Annotated in this window: 14 protein-coding genes; 7 read left to right on the plus strand and 7 right to left on the minus strand. The window is 72.6% G+C overall.

The genetic code is table 11. From position 1 onward, the window contains the following. Positions 1–17 precede the first annotated feature (17 nt). From ACFQ6S_RS19595 to ACFQ6S_RS19605, 3 genes are all read right to left on the minus strand, one after another. On the minus strand, positions 18–920 hold the full coding sequence (locus ACFQ6S_RS19595) for a LysR family transcriptional regulator (RefSeq protein ID WP_383410894.1): 903 nt from the start codon (positions 918–920) through the stop codon (positions 18–20). Positions 921–934: 14 nt separating this feature from the next. Beyond that, positions 935–1,852: a DMT family transporter gene (locus tag ACFQ6S_RS19600; RefSeq protein WP_383410897.1), complete on the minus strand. Its 918-nt coding sequence runs from the start codon at positions 1,850–1,852 to the stop codon at positions 935–937. Positions 1,853–1,942: 90 nt separating this feature from the next. Beyond that, positions 1,943–3,412: an FAD-dependent monooxygenase gene (locus tag ACFQ6S_RS19605; protein ID WP_383410900.1), complete on the minus strand. Its 1,470-nt coding sequence runs from the start codon at positions 3,410–3,412 to the stop codon at positions 1,943–1,945. A 156-nt stretch (positions 3,413–3,568) separates the two neighbouring features. On the opposite strand from ACFQ6S_RS19605, the gene ACFQ6S_RS19610 reads away from it, so the two are divergent. Beyond that, positions 3,569–4,156 (plus strand): TetR family transcriptional regulator, encoded by a 588-nt coding sequence (locus tag ACFQ6S_RS19610; RefSeq protein ID WP_383410901.1) that lies wholly within the window; start codon positions 3,569–3,571, stop codon positions 4,154–4,156. Between the two features lie 176 nt (positions 4,157–4,332). Here the strand turns inward: ACFQ6S_RS19610 and ACFQ6S_RS19615 are convergent, their stop codons facing one another. From ACFQ6S_RS19615 to ACFQ6S_RS19625, 3 genes are read right to left on the minus strand one after another with little or no spacing between them, the layout of a single operon-like run. Then, on the minus strand, positions 4,333–4,590 hold the full coding sequence (locus tag ACFQ6S_RS19615) for a hypothetical protein (protein WP_383410903.1): 258 nt from the start codon (positions 4,588–4,590) through the stop codon (positions 4,333–4,335). A gap of 50 nt (positions 4,591–4,640) precedes the next feature. Next, positions 4,641–6,761 (minus strand): 4-alpha-glucanotransferase, encoded by a 2,121-nt coding sequence (malQ, locus tag ACFQ6S_RS19620; protein WP_383410906.1) that lies wholly within the window; start codon positions 6,759–6,761, stop codon positions 4,641–4,643. Next, positions 6,762–6,959, minus strand: a complete 198-nt coding sequence (locus tag ACFQ6S_RS19625) for a hypothetical protein (RefSeq protein WP_383411311.1) — start codon at positions 6,957–6,959, stop codon at positions 6,762–6,764. Positions 6,960–7,206: 247 nt separating this feature from the next. Between ACFQ6S_RS19625 and ACFQ6S_RS19630 the strand changes: the two genes are divergently transcribed. From ACFQ6S_RS19630 to ACFQ6S_RS19640, 3 genes are read left to right on the plus strand one after another with little or no spacing between them, the layout of a single operon-like run. Next, positions 7,207–7,740 carry a PadR family transcriptional regulator gene (locus tag ACFQ6S_RS19630; RefSeq protein ID WP_383410909.1) on the plus strand — a complete coding sequence of 178 codons (534 nt, stop codon included), beginning with the start codon at positions 7,207–7,209 and terminating at the stop codon, positions 7,738–7,740. Continuing rightward, entirely contained in the window at positions 7,737–8,435 is a 699-nt protein-coding gene (locus tag ACFQ6S_RS19635) for an ABC transporter ATP-binding protein (RefSeq protein WP_383410912.1), read from the plus strand. The genes ACFQ6S_RS19630 and ACFQ6S_RS19635 overlap by 4 nt, the downstream gene beginning before the upstream one ends. After that, on the plus strand, positions 8,432–9,778 hold the full coding sequence (locus tag ACFQ6S_RS19640; protein ID WP_383410916.1) for an FtsX-like permease family protein: 1,347 nt from the start codon (positions 8,432–8,434) through the stop codon (positions 9,776–9,778). The genes ACFQ6S_RS19635 and ACFQ6S_RS19640 overlap by 4 nt, the downstream gene beginning before the upstream one ends. 150 nt (positions 9,779–9,928) lie before the next feature. On the opposite strand, the gene ACFQ6S_RS19645 is transcribed toward ACFQ6S_RS19640, so the two are convergent. After that, positions 9,929–10,465: an HNH endonuclease gene (locus ACFQ6S_RS19645; RefSeq protein ID WP_031476758.1), complete on the minus strand. Its 537-nt coding sequence runs from the start codon at positions 10,463–10,465 to the stop codon at positions 9,929–9,931. A 328-nt stretch (positions 10,466–10,793) separates the two neighbouring features. On the opposite strand from ACFQ6S_RS19645, the gene ACFQ6S_RS19650 reads away from it, so the two are divergent. From ACFQ6S_RS19650 to ACFQ6S_RS19660, 3 genes are all read left to right on the plus strand, one after another. After that, positions 10,794–11,888 (plus strand): mechanosensitive ion channel family protein, encoded by a 1,095-nt coding sequence (locus ACFQ6S_RS19650; RefSeq protein WP_383410920.1) that lies wholly within the window; start codon positions 10,794–10,796, stop codon positions 11,886–11,888. Positions 11,889–12,130: 242 nt separating this feature from the next. Next, a complete protein-coding gene (locus ACFQ6S_RS19655; protein WP_383410921.1) occupies positions 12,131–13,384 on the plus strand; it encodes an MFS transporter in 1,254 nt (417 codons plus the stop codon). A gap of 171 nt (positions 13,385–13,555) precedes the next feature. Next, entirely contained in the window at positions 13,556–14,767 is a 1,212-nt protein-coding gene (locus ACFQ6S_RS19660; RefSeq protein WP_383410924.1) for an ROK family transcriptional regulator, read from the plus strand. Positions 14,768–14,775 lie beyond the last annotated feature (8 nt).

Genomic DNA, 14,775 nt, shown 5'->3' on the forward strand with positions numbered 1-14,775 from the left:
CGGTAACCGGGCCGCCGTCAGGTGAGCCCGGCGGCAACGCCCTCCAAGGCCGACAGCACCTTCCCCACCGCGACCCCGACCTCACTCCCCCTCCGCACCGCCGCCACCACATGCCGCACCGGCCGCTCCTCCCCCAACTCCCGCATCACGACCCCGTCCCTCCCCACCGCGACCATGCGCGGCACCAACGCCACCCCCATCCCCGCCTCCACCATCGCCAGAATCGCCGTCCACCCCGCCGCCGAATGCCCCTGCCGAGGACTGAACCCGGCCGCCTCACAAGCTCCCCGTGTGATGTCCGACCACGGCCCGCTCCCGCCGAAGATCCACTCCTCCCCCGCGAGATCGCCCAGCCGCAGCCCTTGCACGCCTGCCAGCGCGTGCCCCGCCGGCAGGGCGACATCCAGCGGATCCGCCAGCAACGACACCCGCGTGAACCGTGCGTCCCCGACCGCCGGCGCCTGCGCGGCCAGCGACAGTGCGAGGTCGACCTCCCCGCCGGCCAGCAGCTCGTACGCCTCCCCCGCCTCCGCCTCCCGGACCCGTACCACCACCCCGGGCGCCGTCCCCCGCAACGCCCGCACGGCCGGTACGACCAGCGCGGGCACCGCGGTCGAGAAGGCCCCGACCCGGACCTCCCCGACCTCCCCGTGCAGATGCGCCGCCAACTCCGCGTCCGCCCGCTCCAGTTGCTCGAACACGGCCTCGGCGTGACGCAGCACCAGCCGCGCCGCGTCCGTCAGCCGTACCCGCCGCCCCTGTGCCTCCAGCAGCGGCACCCCGAGTTGCCTGGCCAGGTTCGTCAGCTGCTGCGACACCGCCGAGGGCGTCATCCGCAGCGCCTCGGCCGTCGCGGTCACGGTCCCCCGCTCGCGCAACGTCCGCAGGATCTGCAGCTTCCGGATGTCCCACTCGACCATGGCGGCAACCTACGTCACCGGCGCCCCGCCGCCCCCAGGACGACTCCGCCCAGGATCAGGCCCATGCACAGCACCTGGGCCGCACCGGTCGCCTCACCGAGCACCGCCCAGGACAGCAGGGACACGCACACCGGCTGGAGGTGGTAGACGACTCCGGCCCGGCTCGGGCCGACCAGCGCGATCGCCCTGTTCCAGGCGAAGAACGCGACGGCGGACGAGGCGACCCCGACGTAGAGGATCGGCAGGACCGTGCCGGGCGTCGGATCGAAGCCGCCCTGTACCGCCAGGCTCACTCCCTGCGCGGGCAGCAGCAGGGCCGTACCGAACAGGAAGGTGGTGAACAGGAAGGCCGTGCCGCCCAGTTCGGCGGGCTTGCGCCGCAACAGTGCGCTGTACGCCCCGAAGCAGCACGCCGCCGCCACCATCCACAGGTCCCCGACCGCGAAACGGACCCCGCCCGCGCCGCCCCCGATCAGCAGGACGACACCCGCGCAGGCCACCAGCAGCCCCGCGACCCGGCGCCCGCCCAGCCGTACCCCGGCCGCCCGCTCGAACACGGCCATCAGCACCGGCGAAGCGGCCATGATCATGCCCATGTTGGCGGCGGGCGTGGTCAACCCGGCCTGGTTGACGAGGGTGTTGTAGACGGTGACGCCGAGCAGCGCGGCGAGGAGCACGAAGCCGAGGTGACGGCGGATCGACCGCCGCTGCCGCCAGGCCTGCCGCGCCCCGAAGGGGGCCACCGCGGCCAACGCCACCAGCCATCGCCAGAACGCCTGCTGCACCGGCGGCACGCTGTCGTGCAGGGCGCGGGAGGTGACGAAACTCCCGGACCAGACGACGGTGGCGAGGGCGGCAAGCGCGATCCCGAGGGCGGCTGCCTTCGGGATCGGGGTGGTGCGGGGTGCGGTCCTTTCGAGGACGACGGTCACATGGGTCCTTTCGCTGGTCGATGATCTCGGCGGATCCACCGTCGCAGCGCCACACCTGTCGCGTCCATCGAAACTTTTCGACCATTCCTTTCAGGAGAACTGAAAGGTGAGACCCGTCTCGGTCGCCGCCGCGTCCGCGTCGTCCGCCGCCCACGCCACATATCCGTCGGGCCGCACCAGCAGGGCCGTACGGCGGTCGCTCGCCCAGTGCTCCACGTTCGGCCGGTCCTCGCCGGCCCCCGCGCGCCCGGCCGCCTCCGGCGCCTTCGGTGTGATCAGTACGAACCGTCCGCCGCGCAGCGCCTCGTACAGGCGCCGTCCGCTCTCCAGCGCCACATCCGGGACGCGCGTGCCGACGAGGCGGTGGGAGCCGCGCGGGGCCGGGTACCGGTAGCCGATGCCCGAGATCTGGGCCAGGGCCTTGGTCCGGGCGGGCCGGGCCGCGTTGACGAAGGCGGAGACCAGGCCGCGCACGGCGCGCAGTGCCGGGTTCTGCGCGCGGGCCAGCCGGACCAGCCCGCCGCTGCTGCGCAGCACCGACCTGCCGACCGGGTGGCGCTCGGCCTGATAGGTGTCGAGGAGTCCCTCGGGCGCCCGGCCCTTGAGCACCGCCGCGAGCTTCCAGCCGAGGTTGGCCGCGTCCTGGAGGCCGGTGTTCATGCCCTGACCGCCGGCCGGCGAGTGGACGTGCGCGGCGTCCCCGGCCAGGAAGACCCGGCCGACCCGGTACCGCGGCACCTGGCGCTCGTCGCTGTGGAAGCGGGAGAGCCAGCGGGCGTCGTGCATGCCGAAGTCGGTGCCCAGGGCGCGCCGGGTGACCTCCCTGACCTCGTCGAGGTCGAGCGGGGTGTCGTCGGGGACCTCGTGGCGGCGGCTCCAGCCCATGACGCGGTACCAGCCGTCACCGAAGGAGGCGATCATCGCGAAGGCGTCGCCCGCGCCGTTGACGGTGAGCACGCTGTCGGGCCGCTCGGCGAGCCGGACGTCCGCCAGGAACAGGGACTTGATGACGGAGACGCCGGGGAAGGGCAGTCCGAGCGCCTGGCGTACGGCGCTGCGGTGGCCGTCCGTGCCGACGACGTAGGCCGAACGGTGGGTGACGACCGTCCCCTCCGGGCCCCGCACATCCAGGTCGACCCCGTCGTCGTCCTGCCGCAGCCCCACGACCTCGCTCTCGTGCCGGAACTCCACACCGAGCTCCTGCGCCCGCCGCTCCAGCAGCCGCTCGACCTCGTACTGCGGGGTGATGAGCAGGAACGGGAAGCGGGACGGCAGCGTGCCGAGGTCGAGGGAGAGGCGGCGGAACAGGCGCAGCCGGGTGATGGTGCTGCCGGTGGCGATCAGCTCGTCGGCCAGACCGCGGGCGTCGAGCTGCTCCAGGGTGCGGGCGTGCACGCCGAAGGCGCGGGAGAGGTTGCTGATCTCGTGGGGGCGCCGCTCGACGACGGTGACCGGGATGCCGGCGGCGGCGAGGTCACCGGCCAGGAGGAGGCCGGTGGGGCCGGAGCCGACGATGGTCACGGGGTGGGTGTGAGTAGGGGTGGTGCCGGTGCCGTTCATGGTGGCCTCCTCGGTGCCGACATCTGGTTGCCTGCACTTGTTTGCCTACATTCGTTTGCCAACGCTCGTTGGTCAACGATTGTTGGCAACCATAGGACGGCACACCAAGGCCGTCAACAGTTGTTGGCCTACGCCCGTTGACCTACGCTTGTTGGCATGAACCAGAGCAGCCCGAAGCCGCCCGCCCCACCCCGCCGCTCCGACGCCACGCGCACGGCGATCCTCGAAGCGGCGCGCGAGCGCTTCGCGGCCGACGGGTACGAGCGCGCCACCATCCGCGCCATCGCCAAGCACGCGAGCATCGATCCGTCGATGGTGATGCGCTACTACGGCAACAAGGAGGGCCTGTTCGCCGCGGCCGTCGCCATCGATCTGCGGCTGCCCGCCCCGGCGTCGGTGCCTCGCGAAGAGGCCGGCCGGGCGCTCGTGACGCACTTCCTGGACATGTGGGAGGAGAACGAGGTGCTCACGGCCCTGCTCCGGGTCGGCGCGACCAACCAGGCCGGGGCCGAACGGATGCAGGGCATCTTCGCGGACCAGTTGCTGCCGCTCGCCCGCCGGGTGTGCCCCGACCCCGAGCAGGCCCCGGCCCGTGCCGCACTGGTGTCGTCCCAGCTGCTCGGGCTGGCGCTCACGCGCTACGTCCTGCGGTTTCCGCCGGCGGTGGCGCTGGCGCCCGAGGAGATCGTGGCCTGGATGGCGCCCACGGTGCAGCGGTATCTGACGGCGCCGTACCCGGGGTGAGGGTCGCTCGCGGCGGAACGCGTCGAGGGCGCCGGCCTCGTCGTACGTACGGAGAATGCGCGTACACACGACGGGGCCGACGCCCTCGACGGAAGCGGAGATCGGGCGGAAAAGCCCTGATCAGACCGGTCAGACCGCTGGTCAGACCTGTGCCACGGCTTTGCGCCGCGGCTCGGTCAGGCCTTCGCCCTGGCCTTGGCCTTCGGCTGACGGTCCGAGGAGCGGTCCAGGACCATCACGAGGCCAGCGATGACCGCGAAGATCACGATCGGGGCAATGACGAACTGGGCCAGCGTCTCCATGACGGTCAGGCCCTGCCCGGGGTCGTCGCCGTCGTCACGCGTGAGCGCGAGCGCGGGGGACGACATGAGCAGCATCATCAGCGTCGTACCGGCCGCCAGGGCGCCGGCGCGCAGAGCGTTCTTCTTGTCCACGGGGCCAAAAGTACCGAACGCCGCGGAAGGCCGCGCGTCCGGGGGGTGTCCTAGGCCCGGACCTCCCCCCGCAGCACCTCCACCAACGCCCGCACCCTCGGCGACTCCGCCAACTCCTCCAGCGTCACCGGCCTCCCCTCCGCGTCGGCGATCGGCAGCCGCCAGTTCGGATACTGGTCCCAGGTCCCGGGCAGGTTCTGCGGCCGGCGGTCGCCCACCCCGTCCGGGAGCCAGACGCCGACCATCCTCGCCGGGGTGCGCAGCAGGAAGCGGTGGACCGCCTGGATCTCGGCCTCCTCCTCCGAGGCGCAGTGCCCGCCGTGCGTTCCCCGCAGCAGCTCCAGCCGGGACAGCAGGTCGAGCCACTCGCCGGTGTCCGCCGCGGCCTCCGCGCGCTCCTGCTCCAGGGGGCGCGTCAACAGGCCGAGGCCGTCGCGGAGTTCGACGTGTTCGCCGGTGAGGCGGGCCGCGGTGGGCGGCAGGTCGTGGGTGGTGGCGGTGGCGAGGCAGTCGGCGCGCCAGGACTGCGGCGGCAGCGGACGGCCGTCGCCGTCCCAGTCCCGCTCGAACCACAGCACCGAGGTGCCGAGCACACCCCGCGAGCGGAGCCTCTCGCGCACCCCCGGTTCCACGGTGCCGAGATCCTCCCCGATCACCAGGGCACCGGCCCGGGCGGCCTCCAGCACCAGGATCGCGAGCATCGCCTCGGCGTCGTAACGGACGTAGGTCCCCTCCGTCGGCGACCGTCCCTGCGGCACCCACCACAGCCGGAACAGCCCCATGACATGGTCGATGCGCAGGGCGCCGGCGGAGCGGAACAGTGCCCGCAGCAGCCGGCGGTACGGCTCGTACCCCGACTCGGCCAGCCGGTCCGGGCGCCAGGGCGGCAGCCCCCAGTCCTGGCCGCGTGCGTTGAAGGCGTCCGGCGGTGCGCCCACCGACATCCCGGCCGCGAAGTACTCCTGCTGCGCCCAGGCGTCGGCGCCCTCGGGATGCACGCCGACCGCGAGGTCGTGCACGATCCCGACCGGCATCCCGGCCTCCCGGGCGACCCGCTGGGCGGCGGTCAGCTGGTCGTCGGTGAGCCAGGCGAGACGGCAGTGGAAGTCGACCCGGTCCATCAACTCGCCCCGCGCGCGGGCGGTTTCGGCCGACCGGGGATCCCGGAGCCCCTTCGGCCAGCGCCGCCAGTCGGAGCCGTGCACCTCGGCGAGCGCGCACCACGTGGCGTGGTCCTCCAGCGCCTGTCCCTCCCGCGCGAGGAAGTCGACGTACGCGGCCCGCCGGCCCGGCCCGAGCGGGACCTCGCGCACCAGCTCCAGCGCTTCCCGCTTCGCCTCCCACACCGCGTCCCGGTCGATCAACGCCCCCTTCTCCAGCACCGCTTCGCGCAGCCGCCCGGCCCGTTCCAGCAGCCCCCGCACGCGCTCGCGGTCCTCGACGTACGCGAACTCGGGCACGTCCTCGACCCGCAGGTGCACGGGGTCGGGGAAGCGGCGGGACGACGGGCGGTAGGGGGACGGGTCGGTCGGGGCGCCGGGTACGGCCGCGTGCAGCGGGTTGACCTGGACGAATCCGGCGCCGAGCGCCCGGCCGGCCCAGGCGGCGAGTTCGGCGAGGTCACCGAGGTCGCCCATGCCCCAGGAGCGGCGGGAGAGCAGCGAGTAGAGCTGGACGAGCAGGCCGTAGGAACGGCCGGGGGGTGTGGGCAGGCGGGGCGGGGCGACGACCAGGTGGCTGGTCGCCGTACGCCCTTGGGGTGTGGTGACCGTCAAACGGTGGACACCCGGCGGCAGTTGGTCGGCATCGGTGCGGGTCTCGCCCTGCTCGGTCTGGATGCGCAGCCGGGTGCCGGACGGCAGTGCGGCCAGCGCCTCGGGTTCGGTCCCGCTCCAGCACACCAGCGTCGGCGCCAGCAGGCGCTCCCGCAGCTCGCGCTCCCGCGCGGCGAGCGCGGCACGGACGGCGGCGGGCGCGCTGGTGTCGACGCCGAGGGCGCTCAGGGCGCGGGTGAGCGCGGTCGCGGAGGCCGTGACTGTGCGGTCGGCGGACGGCTGGTAGGAGGTGGCCACGCCGTGCAGCTCGGCGAGCCGGGACAGGTCGTCGCAGGGGAGGCCTTCGGGGCCCTCCGGATCCTCGGCAGGGGCTTCGGCCGACCGCTGTCCTGTCATCTACGGCCTCAGGGAGTCCATGTCCATGTCCATACCGAAGTCCATACCCATGTCCCAGGTCGCCGCCTCACTCGTCAGCGGAGCGGCGTCGGCGAGCGGCGGCTCACTGGTGAGGGGCTCGGCGTCGGGGAGGGGAGGTTCGCTGGTGAGGGGGGCTTCGACGCAGGCGCCCTCGGCGCTGAAGACGCAGGCGTGCATCTCCGGCTCGATGGGCGCCTCAGGTTTGGCAAGGGCCGATGCTGTGGGCACGGGGGCCTCCTCTTCGAGTACGGCATAACGGCTTACCGCAGCCCTACCCAGCGGGCGCGTCGGCAGACGTACAGATTGGAACAACGTGCGTGTCATCACACTACGTTCCGCAATATTTTCGTCACTGCGCCTCTGTCGAGACTGATTCCTCGGTCACTATTCACTCAGTACATGTACTCAGTACATAATGATCGGCATGAGCACCCGCCACATCCTGCTGGGCCTGCTCGCGACGGGGCCGAGCCATGGCTACGACCTCAAGCGACGCCACGATGAACGTTTCCCGCAGGCCCGTCCGCTGGCCTACGGGCAGGTCTACACAACCTTGCAGCGGCTGGTCCGCGACGGGCTCGCCGAGGTCGAGGGCGTCGACTCGGACGGCGGGCCGGAGCGGACCATGTACCGCTCGACGGACGACGGGGCGCGCGAACTGGCCGAGTGGGCCGGGGAGATCGCGCCGCCCGCGCCGTTCGTGACGAACGAGATCTTCGCCAAGGTCGTCGTGTCGATCCTGTCCGGCGGTGACCCCGAGGCCTATCTGCAGGCCCAGCGCGCCGCCCACATGGAGCGCATGCGGCAGCTCACGGCGGTCAAGACCGCGCCGGGCGCCGATCTCGCGACGGTGCTCTCGGCGGATTACGCCCTCAACCACCTCGACGCCGACCTCCGTTGGATGACGACCACGGCGGCCCGGCTCACCACCCTGACCGTGGAGGTCGACTCAGCATGAGCAACGAAGGGGACAGCACGGTGCCGCTTCTGGCGGCCCGTGACCTCGTCAAGGCGCACGGCAGGACCGAGGCCCTGCGCGGCGCATCCGTCGAGCTGCGGCAAGGCGAGATCCTCGCCGTCACCGGCGCCAGCGGCAGCGGGAAGTCCACGCTGCTGCACTGCCTGGCCGGCATCGTCCGCCCGGATTCCGGCTCGGTGACGTACGCCGGGGAGCGGCTGGACCAGCTGCCCGAGAATCGGCTGAGCGAACTGCGGCGTACGGAGTTCGGCGTGGTCTTCCAGTTCGGGCAGCTGATCCCGGAGCTCACCGCCCTGGACAACGTGGCGCTGCCGCTGCTGCTCGCCGGTGCCCGCCGGCAATCGGCGCAGGCGAGTGCCGACGAGTGGCTGGAGCGGTTCGGGGTGCGCGGGCAGCGGGAGCTGCGGCCGGGCGAGATGAGCGGCGGTCAGGCCCAGCGGGTGGCGCTGGCGCGGGCCCTGGTCACCGGCCCGAAGGTCGTCTTCGCGGACGAGCCGACCGGGGCGCTGGACGCCCTGGCGAGCGAGCAGGTGATGACGGCCCTGACCTACACGGCCCGCGAGTCCGGCACCGCGATGCTGCTGATCACCCACGACGCCCAGGTGGCGGCGTACGCGGACCGCGAGGTCCGGCTGGCCGACGGCGCGGTGCTGCCGCTGGAGGTGGCGGCATGAGAGCCGATCTCCGGCTGGCCTGGCTGCTCACTCGCGGATCCGACCGGCGCGAGTGGTGGCGGGTCGCGCTCACGGCCATCGGGGCGGCGCTCGCGACCGGCATCGGACTGACGGTCGCCGTGATCGCCGCGATCGACGGGCAGTACTCCGTCTCCGTCGGCGCCGGACTGCTCGACCACCCCAGCGACCGGCAGGGCGTGATCATCGCGCTGTTGCTGCTGCTGGTCCCGGTGCTCGGGTTCCTCGGGCAGTGCGCCCGCGTTGGCGCGGTGCACCGGGACCGCCGGCTGGCCGCGCTGCGGCTCGCGGGGGCCACACCCCGTCAGGTGCGGCGGATCGCGGCACTGGAGGCGGGGCCGGCCTGTCTGGCCGGTTCGGCGGTGGCCACCGTCTTCTCCGTCCTGCTCATGCTGCGCCTGTGGCGGCACCCCGAGCCCCTGGCGTGGCTCGGCATCGCCCTGGTCGCCGTGGCCGTGCCGGTGCTGGGCACGGTCGTGAGCGCGCTGTCGCTGCGCCGGGTGGTGGCCTCGCCGCTGGGCCGGGTGCGGCGGGTGCGGCCGGAACGGGGGCCGGGGCGGGCGTTCCTCGCGGTGACCGGGCTGCTCGTGGTCACGGCCCTGTCCCTGGGGCTGACCACGGTGTTCGGCAACCCCCTCGAATTCGCCTTCGGCCCGCTGGCGGTGTTCGCCCTGTGCCTGCTGATCGGCGTCTCGGCCGTATGGCTGGCGGGCTGGTCGTCCCGGCGGCTGGGCACAGCGCTCGCCGCCCGCGCCCAGCGTCCGGCGGTGCTGATCGCGGCCGAGCGGCTGCGCGACGACCCGTGGGCGGCGGCCCGTACGCATGCGGCGGTGCTGCTGGTGACCGTCGTGGGCACGGCGTTCGCGGGCATCCGCGCGGTGCTGCTGCACATCGTGGAGAACACCGACCACCTGGCGGAGAACAGGTCGTACTACATCACCGGCCTCGATCTCTCCGGCGCCGCGATCCTCGCCGCCCTGGCGCTGATCCTGTCGGCCCTGGCCGTGGGTACCGCGGAGTCGCTGGCCACCCGCCGCCGTGGACTGGCCGCGCAGGCCGCGGCAGGCGTGCCGCGGAGCGTGCTCGGCCGGGCGCTGCTCCTGGAGACCGCGCTGCCGCTCGCTCCGGCGCTCCTGCTCGCGGGCGCCGGTGGCACCGCGATCTACATCGGGTGGGCCTCGCTGATCGACGACGCCGTCGGGTCCATTCCGCTGGTACCGATGCTGGTCCCCGTGGCCGTCTACGCCGTGTGCCTGCTGGCCGCGGGCACATCACTGCCGCTGCTGCGGCGGTCCGTGCGCCCGGCGGAGCTGCGGTACGTGTGAGCCAACCGACCGTGGGAGGCATGAGCTGCCGTACGGCCTGCTCGTGAAGTGACCGCACACCCGGGCAGCCGTCCGGCCCCGAGGGCACGCGGGACCCTCGGGGCCGGGTGGCGCACACCCGGTACGCCGGGTATGCGAAGGCCCGGATCGTCAGGCGGAAATGCCGTCGATCCGGGCCATGGCGTCCTCGGCGCCGTACGGTTGCAAGTACGGCAGCCAGCGCGGGTCCCTATGCCCGGTGCCGATGATGCGCCAGGCGAGGCCGGTGGGTGGAGCGGGTTTGTGGCGCAGCCGCCAGCCGATTTCGAACAGATGTCGGTCGGCCTTCACGTGGTTGCAGCGGCGGCAGGACGCCACCACGTTGTCCCAGACGTGTTTGCCCCCGCGGCTGCGCGGAATGACATGGTCGACGCTGGTTGCGACGCCACCGCAGTACATGCACCGGCCCCCGTCGCGCGCGAAGAGCGCCCTGCGGGTAAGAGGAACGGGCCCACGATAGGGAACCCGGACGAATCGCTTGAGCCGGACCACGCTGGGTGCGGGGACTGTGACGGTTGCGCTGTGCATGAAGGCGCCGGACTCCTCGAGGCATACGGCCTTGTTCTCGAGGACGAGGACGAGCGCGCGGCGGAGCGGTACGACGCCGAGCGGCTCGTACGACGCGTTGAGGACCAGGACATGCGGCACGGATGCCTCCTTGGGCGTCGGCGGCGCGTGGCTCGCGCCGGGACGATCTGTAGTCAGTCTCCCCTCTCGCCTGGTGAAAGCGCCACCATGTCCCGGTAACGGGCTGAGAGTGTTTTCGACCACATCTGATTCATCCCCTGGGCGATGAACGGTTCATCCCACCAGTTCATCCCCAGGTGGGCACGATTCCTCCCTCGAACATGGCGACGATCCGCACACCGATGCCCCGATAGTGTGGTGGACCTGCCCCGCCGGTGACCTTTTCGTGACCTTGATCGACCTTGACCGCCTACCGGTGGGGCGGGCCGCTGCACTGGAGGTACCTGCCGTGTCCCTGTCCGCCGTCCTACTGACCGCCGGTTCGTCACCGTCCCCGACACCCTCGGGGACGACGACCCCGGCGGTCCCCTCGCTCCAGGACGCCCACGAGAGCGCGACACAGGCCGCCGGCTGGGTCGAGCAGAACTGGTCGACCTGGCTCGCGATCGGCCTGCGGGTCCTGCTGATCCTGGTGATAGCGACCGTGCTGAGAGTGGCCGTGCGCCGCGCGATCACCAAGCTCATAGAGCGGATGAACCGCACCGCACAGGCGGTGGACGGCACGGCTCTGGGCGGCCTGCTGGTCAATGTGGAGCGCCGCCGTCAGCGCTCGCAGGCGATCGGGTCGGTGCTGCGCTCGGTGGCCAGTTTCCTGATCATGGGCACGGCCGCCCTGATGGTCCTGTCCACCTTCGAGATCAACCTGGCCCCGCTGCTGGCGTCGGCCGGTGTCGCGGGTGTGGCGATCGGCTTCGGCGCCCGCAACCTGGTCACCGACTTCCTCTCCGGCGTCTTCATGATCCTGGAGGACCAGTACGGCGTCGGCGACTCGATCGACGCGGGCGTGGCCTCCGGCGAGGTCATCGAGGTCGGCCTGCGCGTGACCAAGCTGCGCGGCGACAACGGCGAGATCTGGTACGTCCGCAACGGCGAGGTCAAGCGCATCGGCAACCTCTCGCAGGGCTGGTCCACGGCCGGCGTGGATGTCACCGTCCGCTCCTCGGAGGACCTGGACAAGGTCCGGCTCGCGATCGGCGAGGTCGGCGAGAAGATGAGCAAGGAAGAGCCCTGGAACGAGCTCCTGTGGGGCCCGATCGAGGTGCTCGGCCTGGACAGCGTCCTGCTGGACTCGATGGTCGTGCGCGTCTCGGCGAAGACCATGCCGGGCAAGGCCCTCACGGTGGAACGCGAACTGCGCTGGCGCATCAAGCGCGCCTTCGACGCCGCGGACATCCCGATCGTCGGCCGCGCCCCGCTGATGATCGACGAGGCGATCACGGCCGACCCGACGGCGGGCATGGCCGCCCCCTCGGCCTACGCCAGCGCCACCTCGCCCCAGTCCCAGGCGGCCACACCGCTGGCGCCACCGAGCGTGACGAAGTAGCCAGGCCCCAGTCGAGCCACCGCCGGTGCATGGAGTGCCCGGCCGGTGGCGCGCGCGCCGTCGCTTGAGATACGTCCCGGCGCACGCACGGGTACAACCGGCGGTTGTGGTGGGACAGCGCATCGGTTGTTTGATCCGCGGCTCCTGGCTGGCTTGGATGCTCAGGTAGACGTACGGCCGTCTCGCGTGGGCGGGACGGCGCACGGCCGGGCGGTACGGAGCAGAGGCGGGGCGAGCGGGTCGTGGCGGGGGCGGGCGGGGGGTCGCTGGGGCGGCGGTTCGGGTGGCTGTGGGCGGCCTACGCGGTCAGCACCTTCGGCACCTGGCTGGCCTTCGACGCCTTCTCGTTGATCGCGGTCATCGTGCTGCACGCCGGGGCGACGGAGGTGGCGCTGCTGTCGGCCTCGGGGCTCGCGGTGGGGGCGGCGCTGGCGGTGCCGCTCGGGGCGTGGGTGGAGTTCCGGTCGAAGCGGCCCGTGCTGGTCGCGGCGGATCTGGTCCGGTGCGCGGCGCTGCTCAGCCTCCCCGTCGCGTACGCGCTGGACGCGCTCGGTCTCGGTCAGCTGCTGGTGGTGTCGGTGGCGGTCGCCGCGGCGGACATCACGTTCAACGCGGCGAGCGGGGCGTATGTGAAGTCCCTCGTGCCGCCGGAGGACCTGCTGGTGGCCAACGGCCGCTTCGAGGCCACGATGTGGACGGCCACGGCTCTCGGCCCGCCGCTCGGCGGGGCGGCGGTAGGGGTGTTCGGCCCGATGGTGACGGTGCTGGCGAACGCGGTCAGCTTTCTGCTGTCGGCGCTGGGGATCCGGGCGATCGGCGGTAAGGAAGGGCAACAGATCCGCCCCGAGACCCCGTCGGGTCCACGGGCGCGGGGACTGCGGGCGAGCGACCTTCGGGCGGGCTGGCGGCACATCCTCACCCACCCGACCCTGCGCCCGCTGTTCCTCAACACGGTCCTGGTCAACTCCCTGATCATGGCGCAGGCTCCGATGCTCGCCGTCCTCATGCTCGGCCGACTCGGCTTCGCCCCCTGGCAGTACGGCCTCGCCTTCGCCGTACCGTGCCTGGGCGGCCTGCTGGGCTCCCGGCTCTCCCGGCGCCTGACCGCCCGGCACGGCCGGTACCGGATCCTGCTCGTCGCGGGCACCCTGCGCGCCTGCTGGCCGGTCGGCCTGGCCTTCATCGGACCGGGCACACCCGGCCTCGTCCTCGTCATGGCCGTCGAGTTCGGCCTGATCACCTGCGCGGGCGTCTTCAACCCGGTGCTCGCCACCCACCGCCTCGACCAGACCCCGCCGGACCGGGTGACCCGCACCCTGTCGGCGTGGACCGTCACCGTCAGGACGGCGACCGCGGCCATGACGGCGCTGTCGGGCATGCTGGCGACACTGACCGGCCCGCGCACGGCGATCGCTCTCGCCGGCGTCCTGCTGCTGGCGACGCCGCTCCTGCTTCCGTGGCGCGAGCACGCAGCGCGGGCCGGCGCCCTCAAGTAACGACTCTGTTGCCTGCCGGACCACCTCTCTTGACGCCGACTTCCCACCGGGCTTACGTTCCTCCGCAGCAGATAGGAAACTTTCCTAACAGGGATCGGCCGGGGACTCCTGGATGGACTTCGGTCGTAGATCACTGAGAAGCTGGTCAGCCGAGAGGCAGGTGTCGACCCCATGGCAGGAAACGCCGGTACGCCGGGCACCCCGCGCGTCCTGCGCGCCATGAACGACCGTGCCGCCCTGGACCTCCTCCTGGAGCACGGACCGCTGTCCCGCACGCGGATCGGCAAGCTCACCGGCCTGTCCAAGCCGACCGCCTCCCAGTTGCTGGCCCGCCTGGAGGCCGCCGGCCTCGTGCTGGCGACCGGCACGACGGAGGGCCGCCCCGGCCCCAACGCCCAGCTGTACGAGGTCAATCCGACCGCCGCGTACGCCGCGGGGCTCGACGTCACCCCCGAACGCATCCTCGCCGCCGTCTCCGACATCACGGGCCGCAGGGTCGGGTCGTACGAACTGCCCACCCCCGGCAGACGCCCGTCCCAGCCCGTCGTCCGACAGGTCACCGACGCCCTGGACGGCGCGGTGAAGGCGGCGGGACTGGCCCGCGACGACGTCCACCGGCTCGTCATCGGCACCCCCGGCGCCTTCGACCCCAACACGGGCCGGCTGCGCTACGCCTCCCACCTCCCCGGCTGGCACACCCCCGCGCTCCTGGATGAACTCGCCGCCGCCCTGCCGATGCCGGTCGAGTACGAGAACGACGTCAACCTCGTGGCGGTGGCCGAGCAGCGGCTCGGCGCGGCCCGCGGTCACGAGGACTTCGTGCTGCTGTGGAACGAGGGCGGCCTCGGTGCCGCCCTGATCCTCGGCGGCCGGCTGCACCGCGGCTGGACCGGCGGCGCGGGCGAGGTGGGTTTCCTGCCGGTTCCCGGCACGCCCCTGGTCCGGCAGGTGACGAAAGCCAACAGTGGTGGCTATCAGGAGCTGGCCGGCTCCCAGGCCATCCCCCGGCTGGCACGGGAGATCGGCATGACGAGCGTCCCGTCGACGCCGTACGCCGAGGCCGCCGCCACCCTTGTCGAACGGGCCGCCGGCGAGGACACCGTCCTCAACCGGCTGCTCCTGCAGACCTACGCGACCCGGCTGGCCACCGGTCTGGCCTCCCTGGTCTCCGTCCTCGATCCCGAACTGGTCGTCCTCAGCGGCGCCTCCCTCACCAACGGCGGCGAGGTGCTGCGCGCCCTCGTCCAGTCCGAGCTGGAGGAGCTGGCCGCGTCCCGGCCCCGGCTCGTGGTCGGCGACGTCCGTGAACACCCCGTGCTGCGGGGCGCGTTGGAGAGCGCGCTGGCGACTACACGCGACGAGGTCTTCAACACCTCGCGCTGACCGCCCGC

The sequence above is a fragment of the Streptomyces sp. NPDC056479 genome (genome assembly GCF_042795335.1).
GTDB lineage: Bacteria > Actinomycetota > Actinomycetes > Streptomycetales > Streptomycetaceae > Streptomyces.

What these genes read in the sequence shown, in the direction of transcription:
- ACFQ6S_RS19625 (WP_383411311.1), bottom strand. Translation starts at nt 6,959, where the DNA reads ATGCACGCCTGCGTCTTCAGCGCCGAGGGCGCCTGCGTCGAAGCCCCC.
- ACFQ6S_RS19610 (WP_383410901.1), top strand. Translation starts at nt 3,569, where the DNA reads ATGAACCAGAGCAGCCCGAAGCCGCCCGCCCCACCCCGCCGCTCCGAC.
- ACFQ6S_RS19640 (WP_383410916.1), top strand. Translation starts at nt 8,432, where the DNA reads ATGAGAGCCGATCTCCGGCTGGCCTGGCTGCTCACTCGCGGATCCGAC.
- malQ (WP_383410906.1), bottom strand. Translation starts at nt 6,761, where the DNA reads ATGACAGGACAGCGGTCGGCCGAAGCCCCTGCCGAGGATCCGGAGGGC.
- ACFQ6S_RS19660 (WP_383410924.1), top strand. Translation starts at nt 13,556, where the DNA reads ATGGCAGGAAACGCCGGTACGCCGGGCACCCCGCGCGTCCTGCGCGCC.
- ACFQ6S_RS19635 (WP_383410912.1), top strand. Translation starts at nt 7,737, where the DNA reads ATGAGCAACGAAGGGGACAGCACGGTGCCGCTTCTGGCGGCCCGTGAC.
- ACFQ6S_RS19605 (WP_383410900.1), bottom strand. Translation starts at nt 3,412, where the DNA reads ATGAACGGCACCGGCACCACCCCTACTCACACCCACCCCGTGACCATC.
- ACFQ6S_RS19630 (WP_383410909.1), top strand. Translation starts at nt 7,207, where the DNA reads ATGAGCACCCGCCACATCCTGCTGGGCCTGCTCGCGACGGGGCCGAGC.
- ACFQ6S_RS19595 (WP_383410894.1), bottom strand. Translation starts at nt 920, where the DNA reads ATGGTCGAGTGGGACATCCGGAAGCTGCAGATCCTGCGGACGTTGCGC.